This window comes from Ectopseudomonas khazarica, from assembly GCF_004521985.1.
Taxonomy (GTDB): domain Bacteria; phylum Pseudomonadota; class Gammaproteobacteria; order Pseudomonadales; family Pseudomonadaceae; genus Aquipseudomonas; species Aquipseudomonas khazarica.
Genome location: NZ_SBHZ01000017.1, coordinates 1 through 17879, shown reverse-complemented (window position 1 = coordinate 17879; position 17879 = coordinate 1). Strand labels below are relative to the sequence as shown.

Annotated in this window: 15 protein-coding genes; all 15 read right to left on the bottom strand. The window is 53.6% G+C overall.

The genetic code is table 11. The features are described 5' to 3' along the window. Window positions 1-17: 17 nt before the first annotated feature. Window positions 18-1235, bottom strand: coding sequence for a glycosyltransferase family protein (locus EPK82_RS19930; protein ID WP_134677788.1), 1218 nt, complete (start codon window positions 1233-1235; stop codon window positions 18-20). Between the two features lie 21 nt (window positions 1236-1256). Further along, on the bottom strand, window positions 1257-2687 hold the full coding sequence (locus EPK82_RS19925) for an oligosaccharide flippase family protein (RefSeq protein ID WP_134677787.1): 1431 nt from the start codon (window positions 2685-2687) through the stop codon (window positions 1257-1259). Continuing rightward, window positions 2687-3976 (bottom strand): glycosyltransferase family protein, encoded by a 1290-nt coding sequence (locus EPK82_RS19920; RefSeq protein WP_134677786.1) that lies wholly within the window; start codon window positions 3974-3976, stop codon window positions 2687-2689. Before EPK82_RS19920 ends, EPK82_RS19925 begins: the two co-directional genes overlap by 1 nt. Then, window positions 3976-4923, bottom strand: a complete 948-nt coding sequence (locus tag EPK82_RS19915) for a glycoside hydrolase family protein (protein WP_134677785.1) — start codon at window positions 4921-4923, stop codon at window positions 3976-3978. The genes EPK82_RS19920 and EPK82_RS19915 overlap by 1 nt, the downstream gene beginning before the upstream one ends. Continuing rightward, window positions 4899-5528: a class I SAM-dependent methyltransferase gene (locus tag EPK82_RS19910; RefSeq protein ID WP_134677784.1), complete on the bottom strand. Its 630-nt coding sequence runs from the start codon at window positions 5526-5528 to the stop codon at window positions 4899-4901. Before EPK82_RS19910 ends, EPK82_RS19915 begins: the two co-directional genes overlap by 25 nt. Beyond that, window positions 5528-6196, bottom strand: coding sequence for an acetyltransferase (locus EPK82_RS19905; protein ID WP_134677783.1), 669 nt, complete (start codon window positions 6194-6196; stop codon window positions 5528-5530). The genes EPK82_RS19910 and EPK82_RS19905 overlap by 1 nt, the downstream gene beginning before the upstream one ends. Beyond that, entirely contained in the window at window positions 6196-7230 is a 1035-nt protein-coding gene (locus EPK82_RS19900) for a GNAT family N-acetyltransferase (RefSeq protein WP_134677782.1), read from the bottom strand. The genes EPK82_RS19905 and EPK82_RS19900 overlap by 1 nt, the downstream gene beginning before the upstream one ends. Then, complete coding sequence (gene asnB / locus EPK82_RS19895; RefSeq protein WP_244230058.1) at window positions 7220-9157, bottom strand: asparagine synthase (glutamine-hydrolyzing); 1938 nt, start codon at window positions 9155-9157, stop codon at window positions 7220-7222. The genes EPK82_RS19900 and asnB overlap by 11 nt, the downstream gene beginning before the upstream one ends. A 61-nt stretch (window positions 9158-9218) precedes the next feature. Further along, a complete protein-coding gene (locus EPK82_RS19890; RefSeq protein ID WP_134677781.1) occupies window positions 9219-10364 on the bottom strand; it encodes a DegT/DnrJ/EryC1/StrS family aminotransferase in 1146 nt (381 codons plus the stop codon). Window positions 10365-10369: 5 nt separating this feature from the next. Continuing rightward, window positions 10370-11344, bottom strand: coding sequence for an SDR family NAD(P)-dependent oxidoreductase (locus tag EPK82_RS19885; RefSeq protein WP_134677780.1), 975 nt, complete (start codon window positions 11342-11344; stop codon window positions 10370-10372). Window positions 11345-11357: 13 nt separating this feature from the next. Next, on the bottom strand, window positions 11358-12449 hold the full coding sequence (locus tag EPK82_RS19880; RefSeq protein ID WP_134677779.1) for a DegT/DnrJ/EryC1/StrS family aminotransferase: 1092 nt from the start codon (window positions 12447-12449) through the stop codon (window positions 11358-11360). Beyond that, window positions 12446-13030: a UDP-2-acetamido-3-amino-2,3-dideoxy-D-glucuronate N-acetyltransferase gene (wbpD, locus tag EPK82_RS19875; RefSeq protein ID WP_134677778.1), complete on the bottom strand. Its 585-nt coding sequence runs from the start codon at window positions 13028-13030 to the stop codon at window positions 12446-12448. The genes EPK82_RS19880 and wbpD overlap by 4 nt, the downstream gene beginning before the upstream one ends. Next, window positions 13027-14919: an acyltransferase family protein gene (locus tag EPK82_RS19870; RefSeq protein ID WP_341870011.1), complete on the bottom strand. Its 1893-nt coding sequence runs from the start codon at window positions 14917-14919 to the stop codon at window positions 13027-13029. The genes wbpD and EPK82_RS19870 overlap by 4 nt, the downstream gene beginning before the upstream one ends. A 77-nt stretch (window positions 14920-14996) precedes the next feature. Continuing rightward, window positions 14997-15947: a UDP-N-acetyl-2-amino-2-deoxy-D-glucuronate oxidase gene (wbpB, locus tag EPK82_RS19865; RefSeq protein ID WP_134677777.1), complete on the bottom strand. Its 951-nt coding sequence runs from the start codon at window positions 15945-15947 to the stop codon at window positions 14997-14999. Window positions 15948-15963: 16 nt separating this feature from the next. Further along, window positions 15964-17283 carry a UDP-N-acetyl-D-glucosamine 6-dehydrogenase gene (wbpA, locus tag EPK82_RS19860; protein ID WP_134677776.1) on the bottom strand — a complete coding sequence of 440 codons (1320 nt, stop codon included), beginning with the start codon at window positions 17281-17283 and terminating at the stop codon, window positions 15964-15966. Between the last annotated feature and the right edge of the window lie 596 nt (window positions 17284-17879).

Sequence of the window (17879 nt, the reverse complement as noted above, 5' to 3'; positions counted from 1 at the left end):
TACAACTCCACTTTTTATTACTTATCTGCGCTCGTTCGCCCGCACCCCTTAGAAGGGCCGATCAATTTGGCGAAAATTTTGGAAAACGCAAGCGAAATTGCCTCGATCGAGTGATGTCGCTCTACATAGCCGCGACCGCGGTTGCCGGCAATGGATAGCAGCGTACGATCAGCGTGCAGTTTGCGTATGACCTCTTTAAAACTGAAGACGTCGGCACGGATGATCGGGATCTCGTCGAAGTCCTGCAGCAAATCGGTCGCCACATATAGCGACTCCAGATCCTGGCGCAGGTAGCAGATCACCGGTTTTCCCGAAGCCATCGCTTCGATGGCGAACATCGCGTACCAGCCGATGACCAGTTGATCGACTACCGCGTCCGCTTCGAGAATCAGTCGCCTGACTTCTTCGTTAGGTACCCGCTCGACCATGACCAGCTCGATATCGAGCCCTTCCCGACGAAGCTCTTCGACAGCCTTGACGACATGCCGGGTGCCCTTGATCTCGCGGTGGTTAGGGGCATGCAGCAACTTCAACGGCCCATGGGCAACAGGCTGATCGACGGCAGCACAGGCTACATCGGGTAACTGAATCGAGAAATGCGCGATCATCAGACTATCCCAGTGGTGCATATAGTCGACCCATTCACAACCACCGACGATATGACTGCCAGCTGAACTCCATACATCGACCATGGCCTGGATATGCCGATGCCGAGTGCGGTGCTGAGGGTAGTCGACCGCCATGGAATGCTTGAACTGCAGGTTTGGTGAACGACTCATGACCTGCACATCAGAACCGTAGGGCAGGACGACAGTTTTGACTCCTGCCAGACGATAGAGATAAGGTTCCAGGCGCCAAAGGAACGCCGTACCCTGCCCCAACGCACCGCCATCGAAATAGATGATCACCGAACGATAACGTCGGGCCGACCAGCAGAAGATGTACAAGTTGAGCAGCAGCTTGCGGGTTAGAATGTTCCTCGACAGCCAATGCTGATCAAAGCGCACATCAAAGTTACTGGTGATATGCCAGACCTGACTGACGAAGGTCTCCGCCGAATAGCCGGCCAGCTCCAGGGCGCGCTTGTGGTAAATGTTGTTGATCAGCGGGAAGGGGCCCAGGCCGATATCAAATTTCCGCTGCCGGAAAGACTTGCAGCATAAGGAAAACAACAGCAAAAAAAATAACGCCAGTAACTCCACACCCACACGAAACAAATAATACGCCGTTCTCATCTCCCCCCCAGGCAGTCTAATTTAAAGCGAACGAAAAATTTTAAAATTAAGCGACAGCAAGGCGAACACTAGGCACACCAAGGCAATGCACAATTTCACTGCTGACGTAGACAAATCAAATTCTTGTGACGACCAGTGAATACTTGAAAACAGAATTACCGCACCTAGAAAGCACAACCAGAGTAAGCGTGCCCAGCTGATTGGCAAAGGATAGAGACGCTGGGTAAAGAAAAGGAAGGCACCCGATAGAAACACATAGGATATTAATGTAGCTATCGCAGCCCCAGCAGCACCGGCCTGAGGAATCAACCAAAAATTCAAGACCAAATTCAGAATAGCCGCCACCCACACAAGACCAGCAAAAATCTTGGTTCTATTTGCCAGAGAGATACCGATGGCTGTGACTTGCTGGCTCGCCTGCAATACTGCAGTGAAACATAGTACTGTCAATGGAATAGCTGCGGCAGCATAGTCGGGTGACATGATCTGCCCAATAAATTCGCCCGCAAACAAAGCGATGAATCCGGCCACACACAACATCACAACCAAGAGAATCAAGAGCACCTCAGCATAGACGTGCTTATAGCTCTGGGGATGATCCGCCCTGATTTTTACCGCATAAGGACTCCAGGCCATACCAAATGCAGTGGCGACGAAGACTGCCAAGGTAGAGAACCTGAATGCTACTGAGTAGATACCAACCTCGGAGACTCCGGCCATTGCCGCCAACACCCATCGATCAATTGATGCCAACAACCAGTAGGCAACCTCCGTGAAAATGAAAGGGGCACCGAAAGCTAAAAGCCGTCCTGCCAAAGGCCTATCAACTTTTACAACGAAGTCCTTCTTGACAAACCAGATCCCAAGCGGCAATGCCAACAGCAGTACTGATGCCTGAGCCAGTAACACGCCCTCAACGCCCGCACCAAAATATAAAACTAGGAAGAGCGCAACCAGAGCCCCAAGTGCACGACTACTGAAGGTGTATGCCAAGAACTTCCAAGGCGCAAAATGGAGCCTTAGGACATCCTGTAAGTATTGGCTCCATTGGAGAAGCGGCAGAAGAGCGGCGATAGCCAGAACGCCCATTGGAGCCAGCTGCTCCGCTCCGCCACTGCTAGCTTTGAAAATCAACGGTACGGTGAAGAATGAACATACCCCGCATACCACACCGATACCGAACGTCAACCAGAAACCAGTCGAGACCAATACCGGTCGCTCAACCTCAGAAACACCGGCATCCCAATAGTAGCGCTGTACCGCATTATTCAAACCACAACGAACAAAAACAGCGCCAAGCGTCGCAATGGTCAGTCCCAGCTCCATAACCCCAAACCCCTCGGCCGACAAAGCTGAAGCTAGCAAGGGAAAAGTGAAGAACGCGAGAAGTTTCAGCAGGAAGTCGCCGCCGCCATAAATGACGCTATCACGGGCCAATTTACGTAAAAGCATCAATCAGGCAACCGCCCGTTTTTCAGAGGATTAATAACCTTGGCGGCACGCTTGGGGTAATCGCTCAAAAGCGGATGATACAAATCAATCAAGCGTTCGCGACGACCGTAAAGATAATGAATTATCTCACCGAACAGATATTGCGCCGAATCGTAGCCATAGTATTTCTCGACATATGCTCTACCGGCCGCCCCCAGCTCCCTGCGTAAGCCAGGCCTAGTAACGAGCTTACGTAAAATCTCCACAAGATTCTCTGGAGACCCCGACACGATGGGACACTCAGAAAAATATGACCATCGACGAAGAGGCACGACATAGTTTTCGTCTTCGAGATTACTGATGACCGGTAAACCAGACGCCATTCCCTCTAAACCGTTGAGCCCATGACCAACCGCTATAAGCTGCTCAACCAGGATATCGACATCTTCCTTGAAGATCCTCTTAACTTCCGAATTTTGCTTACCCTCGACCAGAACCAGCTCTACTTTCAAACCCTCATGTTTTAGCTGGGCAACTGCGTCAATTACAAATTCACTCCCTTTGAAACCACGATGATTTGGCGCATGTGCGATATAAACCACATCACTGACACCATCTGCATCACTAGCTCTGGTCGACTGAGCCCACTCGTCATAATCAATGAACAGGAAATTCGGCATGATGACGTCCCACCTACCAAACCCGTCTGGACCCAAAAAGCCAAGCAGTACCACATCAGCATGCTCACACCAGTAGTCAACGCGCGCAGCGATACGCCGCTGTTGCCGTGACGGAACAGGGACCGACATCAATAGTCCCTGCAGCATAGAGGTAGACTTCACCCTATTATAAACAAACGCGTCCAGTCCAAATGGAAGAACTACCACCTTCTTCCGCGCCAACTTCAACAGCAGGGCTTCCATGCGCCAAAATGGAGTCTTCCCAAGAAAGAAGCCATTAAACGATATAAAAAAAACATCGAACCTGAAAAGGCTTTCAAAAAAAGCAAGGTAGTACTTCAGGAAAACCGGAATAGGTCCATAGTGATCCTGAACCACTCGATCATAGTCCTCCCGCTTATTGATCGTGTAGGAATAGCCATCGGTGAATGTCAGCGACTTACAGCCCGCCGCACGCATGGCCCGCGCCCAATAAGAGTTATTAATTATCGGTGCTTCGCCCCAGACCAAACGCGGACTATCCAGTACAGACCGACAGAACAGGCGAGCACAGAGTGCTATAAGCATTGCAATGATGAAGAATAACGGATAGGCAGCCCAACAAAATAACGTATAAACTCTGGTCTTCATCAAACAACTCTCTGCCGATCAAGAACAGCCAAGCCAAAACCGTTGCGACCGAATCCATCGCCATTGAAAAGCATATATCGCTCACCCTTGAAATCGAAGACACAGGGATAACAAATCATATCGCTGCACTCTTCGCAGTCCGCATCTATACCCGCTTTACGATCATTACGCACCCACTGCCAACCGTCAGTGGAGGATGCATACCCCATGCGATACTTTCCACTCTCTGGCCCCACGAACGAGAACCACATTTCGTAGCATCCTTCGCCGTTTTTCATCACAGCAGAGCGAGCAATATTGGTTTCGCCAGGTGCAAAGTCAATGGCGACTCTGCCTTCACGTTGCCAACTCACACCATCCAACGAGGTCGCATGCTTGATATGATAATGGGATTGCAACCCGTGTACTTCACGGGTCCACTTTACCCCAGAGACATAAGTCATCCTGTACAACTCACCGTCCTTGTATACATGAGGTGAAGTGACGAGACAGGGATCATATTCACTACGGCTCATGATTGGGGCTACCGAGGTACGCTTGAAATTCAGTCCGTCCTCGCTGACCGCCAAACCAATTGCCGCATAAAAAAGCGGAGGGGTCGCACCTTTGTTCCAGCCAATATAATAGAGATGGTATCGACCCTCGATCGAAATGATCGATGCTGGAAACACACCATGCTCGTCGAACCCGCCCAAAGCACCGGGCTCAAGGCACAAGACCGGTGATTCGCTAAGTACTTTGACCTCCCTCCCCTCCAGCCCCAGATCGATCGAATAAATGCTGGAGTACTGGCGGTCATCACGTACAGCAAAAAAAACCCTGACAAAGTCTTGAAAGCACAGGACCGTGGGCAGTTGAGCATGGGAAACCGCAGTGGCAGGCAACCCAGATGGCGTGTGGAAGAAAAAAATCTTGTCCCACATCACTTTTTCACCACGATGGTCCATTCCCACAGATCATAATCGTGAAGGAGGGAAACCCTTTTGGAAAAGTTCTTTTTGCAATAATCAAACCAGTAACCAGGATTACCGTAGAAGAGGTGCGGCTCTTCCCAATCCACATAGGACGTCAGTAGATTGAAGGCGAAACCCCTATCACTAAACTCATCCAGATTTTTCAAACAAGAAGAAATATATTCCTTCCAGACCTCCGGTTCAGCATCAAACTTCACATTAAAAGTACCGGAAACGAATGCATAATCCGCACGAGTTACCAGGCTGGGCGCCTGCAACAACTCAACAACATCGCACTCTGCACTCGCCAACCGCGCACGCGCCAACGTCAGCATATCCTGGCTAATGTCATAGCCATAATATTTAGAAACTTTGGCTCCGAGGTCCTGCTGCAAAAATTCAAGCAGCGCCCCATAGCCACAACCCAAATCATTGACCGAAAAAGGCCCAGAGCAGTCTAATACCGCGGCCAGCTTGCTAAATCTAAGTTTCTGACAAGCTTCGGTATTCCAGCCCACAGACCGAGAGTCGACACCTGTCTTTTTTAAGTTCTCAGAGTACATCGACTCGATTTTTTTTAACTGCGTATCGACTTTCATCAAAAACCAACCTCTTCCGAATTGAGTTTATGCGGACGTGTACGCTCGACTACATAAACTTCCTGCGGCTTCGTGTCTTTCATGATCAGCGCTCCTGCACCGACCAGCGTCTCATCGGCAACTGCTATGCTGTCTCTCAAGGTAGCGTTCACACCAATGAAAACGCGATCACCTACGCTGCATGAACCCGAAATGACAACGTGAGAAGCGATGAAACAGTGATTGCCGACCTTGCTATGGTGACCAATGTGGTTCCCACTCCACAGCATCGTATTGGAGCCTATCTTGGTAAACGGCTGTATCGTGTTATCTTCGAAGATGAACACGTTATCCCCCAGCAGGGTTGAAGGCCAAATCTTTACGTTGGGATGAACAAACGTCGCACACGTATAGCCCTTCGCGCGAATTTCTTCATACACCTTTTGCCGCATACGATTCATTTGCGCGTAACCAATAGCGACAAACACATCGAAACATCCTGGAGGATACGAATCAAGGAGATCTTCGATGGCGCTCAAAGGCAATCCATAGATTTCCTTACCGACAATATACTTGCGGTGGCATGCGTAGCCAGTAACCTGATAGTCGGTATACTCTGAAAAATAGGCACCTGCAACTTCGGCAAAAAGCCCAGTACCAACGATGATCAGACCTCGGTTACTACTCATCAAACCTCCAAAGCTGAGAATGGCAGTACAAAGAAACCCTCGTACTCAGAGAGCAGTTGCTCACGCGGCGCCTTGCGTACCTTAGGATCGAAGACTCGGGTGTAGTAATAATAGGGATGATCCGTGGTACCCCATTTTTTCTTGAAATCGTACACCCCCCCCTGAGAAAGCCAGGTACCACCCCAGTTCCAGTATTTAAAGCCCTTGCTCACGGCGTCGAGCATTGCCTCATACACTACGAGGGCAAGCGCTTGCGTGCCTCTATATTCCTCGACAATTACCGGGGTAAAATACTCTACGGTCTGGTTGTTGTAAAAAACCAATAAAGCCGCAACAGCTTGCGGCCCAATCCGACCCACATAGATCTGCCACTGATCATTCGCCATGTAACAAGAAATATCCCTAAAGAAACTTTCTCGTTTCGGCAAACCACCAATTGCCGCCATGTTCTTCCGATGAGTGTCGTACAAAAAGTCAACAACCCCCTTATCCGTCTCAGCAGTAACAATTACGCCTTCGCGAAGGGCTTTTCTGATATTGCGCGGGCGGGGGTCATCAAACAACTTCATCAACGAGTCACCACTCTCACTGTCTGGCAGACAAGTTATTTGACCGATGCGCTCATCACGCAGGTCGTATTTTGAGAACTGCTCATAGGTGACGCACTCCTCGAGCGGGTTGGAAATAAGAGTTGCCGTCACAGCCCCCCCCTTCTCTGCCGCCTCATAGAAATACTCGATCAACTGCCTCTTATCGTCCTTATCGTAGGTGAGTTGAATCACACCTCCGTTGCTGCCGTAATAAGCAAGCGAGTTATAAACGGCACCCAACGCACCCTCCTTCACCATAAAAGGAAGAAGGCCTACGACTCCCCCAGAACGGCGCATTACTAACCAGTACGCCCGGCCTCGCAGATGCGCTGCGATCATCGCCATGAATGCGGGTGTTGCATATACGAACGATCGATCACACCGCTTCAGGAATATCTGCAATGTATCATCAGCGTGTTCGTTAGCAATTATCTCAATTGACATTCTGCTGTCCCAGCCAAGTATTGAAATTCAGCACCGACCAGATCAGAAGACGCTTGTTACTGGCACCAGCCAAATGTTCGCCGATCAAACTATTAATACACCCCCTATCCAGAACCGCATACATTGGCGAGTTTTCGTTTTGCACAGCCTTCTTCACGAAGTCCATACTTTCGCCCTTGAACCAGCTGGCATCTGGCGCAGAGAAACCTTGTTTCTCTGCCTTGGCAATATCCTGAGGAATATATTTACCCATGACATCACGCAAAATTTGCTTGCCATCCTTGGTGCGCTGGAAGTACTTGTCAGACTTACCACCGGCCTCGTTCTCGTTAAGACGAACCACATCGGCAAGGTTATTCAGCTTGAGGTGTACCGGACAGCGCATGGCGAAATCGACCAAGTCATTGTCGAGAAACGGCACCCGGCTTTCGAGACCATGCGCCATGCTCAGTTTGTCCTCTACCACCAACAGGCCATGAAGAAATGTCTTCGCCTCGAAGTACAACGAGTGATTGATGTAATCCTCTGGCGTGTACAAATTGTCGGCATGGTGCTTGAACACATCGCGGAAGATATCGCGCGTCCACACATGCTTCACGTCATCCCAGATAGGCGCAAAAACATTCTTGAGCTGGCTATTTGGGATCAAGCGCTGCCAGAACTGGTAATACTTGTCAATGTAATGCTCAAAATCATCATTGACCACCGCGCGGTAGTAGCGCCATGGGTAGCCGCCGAACAACTCATCGCCGCCGGCGCCCGACATCACCACCTTGACGAATTTGGAAGCCAGTTGTGCGGCATAGTAATTCGGGTAGCTCTGTCCCACCCGCGGCTCTTCTAGGTGCCAGGCCAGTTTGGGCAAGACCCGCTCCATGTCGCCAGCCTTCAAGACCATTTCGTAATGCTCGGTCTTGAAATGGTAGGACATGTACTCGGCCTTGCTGCGCTCGTCGTACCCCATCTCGATGCCTGAGGCAGAGTTCAGGTCGAAACCGCAGGTGAAGGTCTTCATGTAGGGCAACGACTGCGACGCGATTGCGGTGATCGAGCCTGAGTCCATGCCGCCGCTCAGGTAGCTGCCCAGCTCCACATCCGTCACCAGTTGGCGATTGACGGCCTGTCGAAACAAGCGGTCCAGCTCCTCCCGGTACTCTTCGTCGCTGGCCTTGTGCTCCGGCTCACGGAAATCGTAGTCCCAGTACTCGATAAGTTGCAGTGCTGGCGACTTGCGCTTCATGTCCAGCACGGCATAGTGCCCAGCCGGGAACATCTTGATGTCGTTGAGCAGTGTCTTGTCGGTGAAGATGTTCTGGAAGGTGAAGTATTCCAGCAACGCTTCCTTGTCGAGACTGCGCTTAAACTCCGGGAGGGCCAGAATCGCCTTCTGCTCGGAGCCAAACGCCAGGGTATTACCCTGGCGTGCATAATAAAGCGGCTTGATGCCATAACGGTCACGAGCCAGCAGCAAGGTCTGCTCCTGGCGATCCCACAGACCCAGGCCAAACATGCCATTGAAACGCTCGAGCGCTTTCGGCCCCCAAGCAATCAGGGCGTTGAGCACGACCTCACTGTCAGTCCGCGAGCGAAACTGGTAGCCCAGAGCCTCCAGTTCGGTGCGCAGCTCACGAAAGTTGTAGACCTCGCCGTTGTAAACCATTACGTAACGCTGGGAGACCGACGCCATGGGTTGGTGACCTGCAGGCGAAAGGTCAATGATCGCCAGACGACGATGCCCAAGGCCGACGTTACCTTCGATCCAGTGGCCTTCGCCATCCGGGCCGCGATGGGCAATGCCATCGGTCATGCGCTGTAGAACTACAGGCGATACCGGGTTGCTGTCCAGATGAATGAGGCCGGTAATACCACACATGCGCTTTGCTGCTCCTAAAATCGAAAGGTGATGGGCCGCGAGCACTATGCGCACGCCCCATCACCTCGGATGCGCCCCCAGTCATGAATACTGGAGGTGTGTTCTGCCGTGATACTCAACGAAGCTGGCGAATCGCCTCGACGACGTACGCATAATCCTCAGCGACCATGCGGTTGTGCAGCGGAATCGCCATGCTGTGGTCGTTGCAGTCGCGCGCCGCCGGAAAATCGTCCGGGGCGAGGCCGAAACGCTCACGATAGTAAGCCAGCATATGCACCGCGTGAGTACCAGGACGCGTGGAAATGCCCTTTTCCTGAAGGATCTCCATCATCTGATTACGCGGCATGGGTGCCTTGCCTGGTTCGACGTACATCACGAAAGCCTGCCAGCCGTGACGGCCACCCTCTGGACTGGAAGGCAGGCGCAGCCATTCGATATCGGCCAGTTGCTCACAGTAGTAGCGAGCCCACTGCTCGCGCTCATCGATGAACCCATCGAGCTTGGCCAGCTGTACCAGGCCCACTGCTCCTTGCAGGTCGGTCATGCGGTAGTTGAAGCCAAGCAGGTTGAACTCAGGCAGCAGGTAAGGCCGTGGGCCGTGATGGCGCTGCTCCTCGGAAAGGGAAGCACCGTGGTTGCGCAGCTGGTTCATGGTCTCGGCCAGTTCGGCGTTGGCCGTGGTGACCATGCCACCCTCGCCGGTGGTCACCGACTTGCGTGGATGGAACGAAAACGCGGCCACATCCCCGAGGCTACCTGCCGGGCGGCCATTCCAGCTGGCGCCAGCGGCACAAGCGGCGTCTTCGACGATGGCCACCGACTGCGGCAACGCGGCGCGCAGGGTGTCGATATCCAGGCAACGGCCGAACAGGTGCACGGCAATCACCGCGCGGGTCTTGTCGGTGACCTTGGCCTTGACCTGCTCGAGGTCGAGGTTGAAGGTCCGCGGGTCGACGTCGATGAATACCGGGGTAGCACCACAGTACAGCACGACGTTGGCGGTGGCGACCCAGGTGAACGCCGGGACAATCACCTCGTCACCCGGGCCAATGCCCAGGCCGGCCAGCGCCAGGTGCAGGCCGGTGGTGCAGGAGGTGACCGCCAAGGCGTGGGGCACCTGGTGACGCTCGGCGAACGCTTTCTCGAACGCTGCAACCTTCGGTCCTTGAGTCAGCCAGCCACTCATCAGCGGCTCGCGAGTGGCCTGCCATTCTTCTTCGCCAGTACTAGGCAGCGAGATGGCGATATTACGCTTCTCCATCGAACTCACTCCGCCCCATTCTCGGCGCGCCAGTCGATCAGTTTCTGCAGGCCTTCACGCAGTTCGTACTTGTAGGTGAAGCCCAGGTCATTGGTGGCCTTTTTCGGGCAGCCGATGCGGTTCTGCACCATGCGGCGGGCATCATCGGCACTGTAAGGACGGTATTGCACTTTCAGTTCGGACTGCTTGAGGTCGAGGATGGTGTCGCACAGCTCCTTGATGCTGGTCTGCACGCCGGTACCGACGTTGTAGAACTGGTCGGTGACTTCCGATTCCAGGGCGCGGACGTTGCAGCGAGCGACGTCTTCAACATAGATGAAGTCGTAAGCCTGGGTACCGTCGCCGTTGATGACCGGGCCTTCGTTGGCGTCGATCTTGTTCAGCATGATCGGGATTACGCCAGTGTAGGCAGCGGTCTGGTCCTGGTGCGGGCCGTAGACGTTCATATAGCGCAGGCCGACGTAGCTGAGGCCGAAACGATCATGGTAGGCATGGCACATGGCCTCGCCAGCGATCTTGGTAGCGCCGTAGAAGTTGCGGTTGTTGAAGGGGTGCTCTTCGGTCATCGGAACCTGCACCGCATCGCCGTAAACCGATGCGGAGGAGGAGTACACAAGGCGCTTGATGTTGTTGTTCACGCAAGCCTCGAGCACGTTGAAGGTGCCTTCGATGTTCACGTGGAACGCAGTACGCGGGAAATCCTTGCAGTGCAACAGCCACATGGCAGCCAGGTGGATCACCCCATCCATACCTTTCATGGCGTCATTGAGCAGGTCGATCTCGCGAATATCACCACCGTGCGGGTACATGGTGCAACGCGGATCCTTGAGTTGCTCGGCAATGTTGCTGAGCTTGCCGCGGGCCAGGTTGTCGTAGATGACGACCTGTTCGGCGCCCTCCTTGAGCAGCTCGGAAACCACGAAGCTGCCAATGAAACCGGCACCGCCGATGACGAGAATCTTGGAACCTTGGACTTTCATGTTGGGTACTCCATTAATTGCGGATGGCGGCGGCCAGTTTGGCGCAGATCGCTTTTTGTTCGGTTTCGCCGAGGTAAGGATGCATCGGCAGACTCATGACCTTGCGTGCGATCGCATCACCGACAGGCAGGCTTGCATGTTCGTCCTTGACCGCCGGTTGCTGATTGAGCGGAATCGGATAGTGCACGGCGGTAGGAATACCACCCTCCTTGAGCTGAGCCTGCACGCTCTCGCGGGCATCCACCTGTACGGTGTATTGAGCCCAAGCACTGGTATTGCCTGCCGCTATAAAGGGCGCAGCAATGCCTTGTTGCTCAAGCTGTTGCGCGTAACCTGCGGCAACCTGCTGACGCTGCGTCACTTCGGCTTCGAAGATCTCCAGCTTGGGCAGCAGAATGGCCGCTTGCAGGGTATCCAGGCGACTGTTCACACCTACACGGACATGGTGGTAGCGACGATCCTGACCATGGCGGGCGATCTGGCGCATTACCTTGGCCAACTCGTCATCGCTGGTGAAGATTGCTCCACCGTCGCCATAGCAACCCAAGGGCTTACTTGGGAAGAAGCTGGTGCAGGCAATGGTGGTCAGGTTGCAGGAGCGCTTGCCCTTGTACGTGGCACCGAAGCTCTGCGCAGCATCCTCAATTACCGGGATACCGTGCCGAGTCGCAATGGCATTGATCGCATCGAAGTCGGCGCACTGGCCATACAGAGAAACCGGGATTATCGCCTTGGTACGCGGCGTGATCGCTGCTTCGAGTAACTGCGGATCCAGGTTGTAGGTACGCGGATCAATATCCACATACACAGGCTTGGCACCTAACAGGGCAACTGTCTCAGCAGTGGCTATATAAGTGAAGCCAGGGGTGATGACCTCATCGCCCGGACCGATGCCCAGAGCCATTTGCGCAATCTGCAGTGCATCGGTGCCATTGGCGACACTTATGCAGTACTTAGCCCCCACGAAGGCGGCCAGCTTCTCTTCCAGATCAGCCACTTCAGGCCCCAGAATATACTGGCCGTGAGCAAGTACCGCCTGGATGCCTGCGTCGATCTTCTCTTTGATGAGGGCCTGCTGGGCCTTCAGATCGATGAACTCGATCATTGTCCGCTCTCCTTGGCGAGCACCTTGCCATTCAACACGTATTTTACCCCGCTGTGCGCGCACACCGCCTGCCCTTCACCCTGCAAGGGAAGCTGCAACTGCTCGCCGAACTCACTCATCCAACCGATTTGACGCGCAGGAACACCAACCATCAAGGCGTACGCTGGCACATCCTTATTGATCACAGCGCCAGCACCGACAAAGGCATACTCGCCTATGGTGACACCACAGACGATGGTGCAGTTAGCACCAAGACTCGCCCCCCTCCGCACCAGTGTGTCGCGATACTCACTCTTGCGTTCGATCAGCGACCGGGGGTTGTAGACATTGGTGAAGACCATGCTCGGGCCACAGAACACCCCCTCTTCGAGGGTGACGTTGTCGTAGACCGACACGTTGTTCTGGATCTTGCAGTGGTCGCCGATGACCACTTTGTTCCCCACGAACACGTTCTGCCCCAGAGAGACACCAGCACCGATCCTGGCACCTGCACACACGTGCACGAAGTGCCAGATTCGTGTGCCCTTCCCGATTTGCGCACCGTCATCGACGATAGCGCTGATATGCTGATAATGGTTCATGGCTGATAGCCCTTGTCCGCTTGTAACTGTGAGAAAACATGCCTGAACCTGCTTATTGCCAAGTGGCCATAAGCACGTGCTCCCCGCTGGTTGAGGTGGTGGCTGTCCAGATACATCAGCTCGCCCTTGTAGTAGGGCGCATCATTGAACAACACAGAGCCGGACATATCGACGAAACTGGCTCCTGGTACGCTATCGACCAATTGTCTGATGGTCATATTGGCCGCTCGCCAGCTATCGTTTTCCACTACTTGCACCGGAATCCCAACCGCAGCAAAGCGGTGCATACGCACAGGATTGGCTACCAACATCGGTACCTGGGCCAACACCACCACGCGCTTGCCTTGCTCAGCACTGTCGCGCAGAAAACGCTCCAGAGCGGTAACGAACGCAGGGCTTTGCACCTGCATCTGCCACATGCCGGCGATTACCACGTTGTGCATACGAGGTAACTCCTCGGCAACCACCTGCATCTGCGCTTTGCAACCAGGCCTCGCCCAGTCGGCCAACCGTTCCACATCAAAACCCGGTATCGGCACGCAGTTGCTGGCACTGATCAGCCGGTACGCTGCCCCCAACTCACGCCCCACCTCATCGAAAAAGAAATTGAGCTGAGCCGCATGGCTATCGCCAATCACCAGTGCCGAGATTGGCGCGTCCAAGACCCCACGCTTGCACTCCCCGACCAATGAACCGTGACAGATCTCTTCATCTGGCGCATAGGTCGTCATTTCCAACGGCAGTGGGTCCACTAGGTGCTTGTTGACAAACCGAGCCCCCACGGCCAGCAGCACAAGGATCGACACTGCAACACCCCAGCTGCGCCAATGCAGTGAGATACGCCCAGAACCACGGACTGGCTGCTCGACAAAACGATACGAGAGCCATGCAAGCAGAAAGGACGCCAATAGAAACACCAGCAGCCAAGAAACTGTCAGGTCATATTGACCTGTGTAGTAACGGATGAACGCCAGAACCGGCCAATGCCATAAATACAGGGAGTAGGAGATACCACCGAGCCAGACCATCGGGCCACAAGCCAGCAGGCTGCTCGCTATACCACGACGGGCCGCGATCAGCAGCGCCGTACCGAAGCACGGCATCAGCGACCAGATGCCAGGGAATTGCGCCTTTTGTACCAACCAGAAACTGCAAGCAAGTAGTACTGCCCCGAGCAAGCCAACCAGGTTCGCCAAACGTAATGGGAGCTCCTGATGCAGGGTAAGCGCGACCAGAGCCCCGACCAAAAACTCAGGAGCCCTCGCAGACAATGAAAAATAAACTGCCCCAGAAACATCGCCAAACAAAGCTCGGTAACCGCTCCAGGCAAACAGCACCGCAGTCAATCCAGCAAAAACTGCAAGCCGGTGACGCCCAGGTACGCAGGCAATCAACACTGGAAAGAACAGATAGAACTGCATCTCGATGGCCAGCGACCATGTATGCAGCAAGGGCAACTCATCCGCCGAGGGGGCAAAGTAGCTGCCAAAATCGGCGAAGTAGCGGTTGCTAGCAAACAGCACCGATGACTTCAAGCTCTTGAAAAACAAAGAAAAATCTGCAGGCAATAACAAGATCGCAGACGCTGTGCATACGATAGCCAACATGACCAGATAGGCCGGCAGGATACGCTTGATGCGGCTCGCATAAAATGCGAACAGTTCAATCTTGGCACTACGCTCAGTCAGCAGTGCCGTGATGATGAAACCCGATATGACGAAAAACACGTCAACGCCGACAAAGCCAGCTTTAAGCCAGGCCGCATTGGCATGATAAACAAGTACTGCCAGGACGGCGACAGCACGCAACCCCTGGACATCCAGCCTGATGCGAGACGGCGAACGCATCGAGGAGCCGAGGTTCGATTTTGTTGGGAGGGGGATTGACACGTTGATTCAGGCTCTGAAAGCAGACAGCTAGAAGCTGGGTGACCCACAAACCCGGTCACCCGTACATGACAGCCAGGTCAGCGCAGCAGCGCATGGATGAACGGATGACCCTCGTGATCTTCGGGCGCTTCAATCTTCGCCGAACGGATGGTATTGACGGTTTCCACGCAGTGACGCGCATCCTCAATTCCATAACCACGGCCAGCCAGGATCTCCTGGTAGCTGGTGGTATGCAGGTCGGTGAACCCTTCGGAAAACTCGATTTCCTCACCTTCTACGGTAATGGAGCGATAGGTTGGCTTCTTGCCCTTGACCGAATCAGGAAGGTCACTCGCATCGATCGACAAGAACCAGCGGACACGGGCCTTTTCATACTCAAGATAACCAGCAGCTTTGAATTCATTAGCGAAATGAACCACATTGCGCTGCAACCTGCCGAAAACGAAGTGCAACATGTCGTAGAAGTGCACTCCAATATTGGTGGCTACCCCAAACGACTTGCGCGGCTCACCTTTCCAGCTTTCCATATACCACTTACCGCGTGAGGTGATATAGGTCAGCTCTACGTCATACTTGCCGTCGCGCTGCTCACCAGCAACCTTTTCCTTCAGATCCAGAATGGCCTGGTGGTGGCGAAGCTGCAGGATGTTGTACACACGCTTACCGGTTTCACGCTCTACCTGGGCCAGTTCGTCGAGAATCTCCGGTGTAGGAACAAGAGGCTTCTCACAGATCACGTCACAGCCAAGACGCAGGCCAGCAGCGATATGGGCATGGTGCAGGTAATTCGGCGAGCACACCGAAAAATAGTCAAGCGCGGTGGCACTGTCGCGCTTGAGCTGCCAGGCATGCTCGATGAAACGCTCAAACTCGGTAAAGAACTCGCTCTGCGGCGACAGGCTATCGATGATACCAACCGAGTCATTGATGTCGTAGGCCGACACCAACTCATTACCTGTATCCTTAATTGCACGCATGTGGCGTGGCGCGATATAGCCGGCAGCACCGACCAGGGCAAAACGTTTCAATGCAATACTCCTGCAATCAGGCTTTGATGATGTGGGCTTGATGGGCACGATACTTGCCGCGGCTATCGACCACCAACTGGGCATGCCGGCTGATTAGCTCGTAGTCGAACTTGTCATGGTCGGTGGCTAGCACCACCGCATCGAAACCAGCCAGATTTTCGGCAGTCAGAGATACACTGGAAAGTTCAAAGTGGTGCTCGCGCATCTTTGGGAAGACAGGCACATGAGGATCACTGTAGGCAACCATGCACCCTTTGGCCTCCAGGAGTTCCATGATTTCTACCGATGGTGATTCACGCATATCATCAACGTTCTTCTTGTAGGCAATTCCCAGCACCAGCACCTTGCTGCCCTTGAGTGCTTTGCCCTTATTGTTCAAGCCATCCATCAACTTGTTGACCACGTACTCGGGCATTGCCTGGTTGACCTCACCAGAGAGCTCGATAAAACGCGTATGGAGCCCATATTCCCGTGCTTTCCAAGTCAAATAGAACGGGTCGATTGGGATGCAGTGACCGCCTAGACCAGGCCCCGGGTAGTAGGCCGTGAAGCCAAACGGCTTGGTCGCTGCGGCGTCGACTACTTCAAAGATATCGATCCCCATTCGATCGGCGACCACTTTCATTTCATTGACCAGGCCGATATTTACTGCCCGGTGAATGTTTTCCAGCAGTTTGGTCAATTCAGCGGCCTTGGTTGAGCTGACAGGCACCACTTGGTCGATTGCCTGCTCGTAAAGAGCAATGCCCAACTCCAGGCACCGCGGCGTATGCCCACCAATAACCTTGGGAATAGTGCGAGTTTCGAAGTTGGGATTGCCCGGATCTTCGCGCTCCGGCGAGTAAACCAGAAAAATGTTCTCACCAACCTTCAGACCCGTCGACTCCACACGGGGCAGCAATTCTTCTTCAGTCGTTCCTGGATAAGTAGTGCTTTCCAGCGATACCACCTGACCTTCGCGCAGGTAGGGGGTGATTGCATCCGTGGTATTGATCACGAAGCTCATATCCGGCTCGCGATACTTGTTGAGGGGGGTAGGCACGCACAGAATCAATGCGTCGCATTCACTGGCCCGCTCAAAATCACAGGTCGCCTCAAAGCCACTCGCACGCGCTTTCGATATATGCTCGCTGGCAATATGCTCAATATAACTCTGACCAGCATTTAGCTTTTCAATCTTGGCCGCATCAATATCAATACCAAGCACGCGAAAACCAATGGCGTTGTAACGCAGCATCAACGGCAAGCCGACATACCCGAGGCCGACAATACCGATCAAGGCTTTCCGGTTCTTAAATTTATCGATACATACCTGCAGTGAATCAGTCTTCACCATCACACCCCATCCAAAACTCACGGAACTACTAGTTTTAGGGCGCTGCCGGAAGCGATATCGCACCGTTTCAGCGCCCTTGCAAATTACCGCCTGACATCAGCCCCTCAGTCAACGGCATAGACCTCTGACGACCGGCGCGCCACCCAAGAGACAACGCCAACAGGACTTTTTCCCTGCATGCGCAGAATAGCCGCCTATGGTATGCAGCTACGGCCAAATCTCATAGCGCTCCCTGTCATTTTCACATTGCAACCGATTGCAACGGAATACTGGACACATTTCACCGAAGCACCCTCCACCTAACAACCAGTGGACAGAGCCTAACGCTTCCTATCGCAGAGCAGAGCATTGAGAGAAATGACAGATGCGCACACATGGAGCCCGTCGCCACCAGCGAGGATAACGGGTAGCACGGCTTGGGCCGGGAACTGATAAGAGCGCCGCAAGAGTAAAGAAAGAGAGAGTGGATCCAGGCAGGCAATGAAAGCCACATGCCAACAGAGTCAAAATACCTAATGGGCTTGCCACAGCAGCTGTAGGCGCCCGCCCTCGGCGGGCAATATCTTCGCCCCCCTACCAAGAGCCCACTCCCCTGC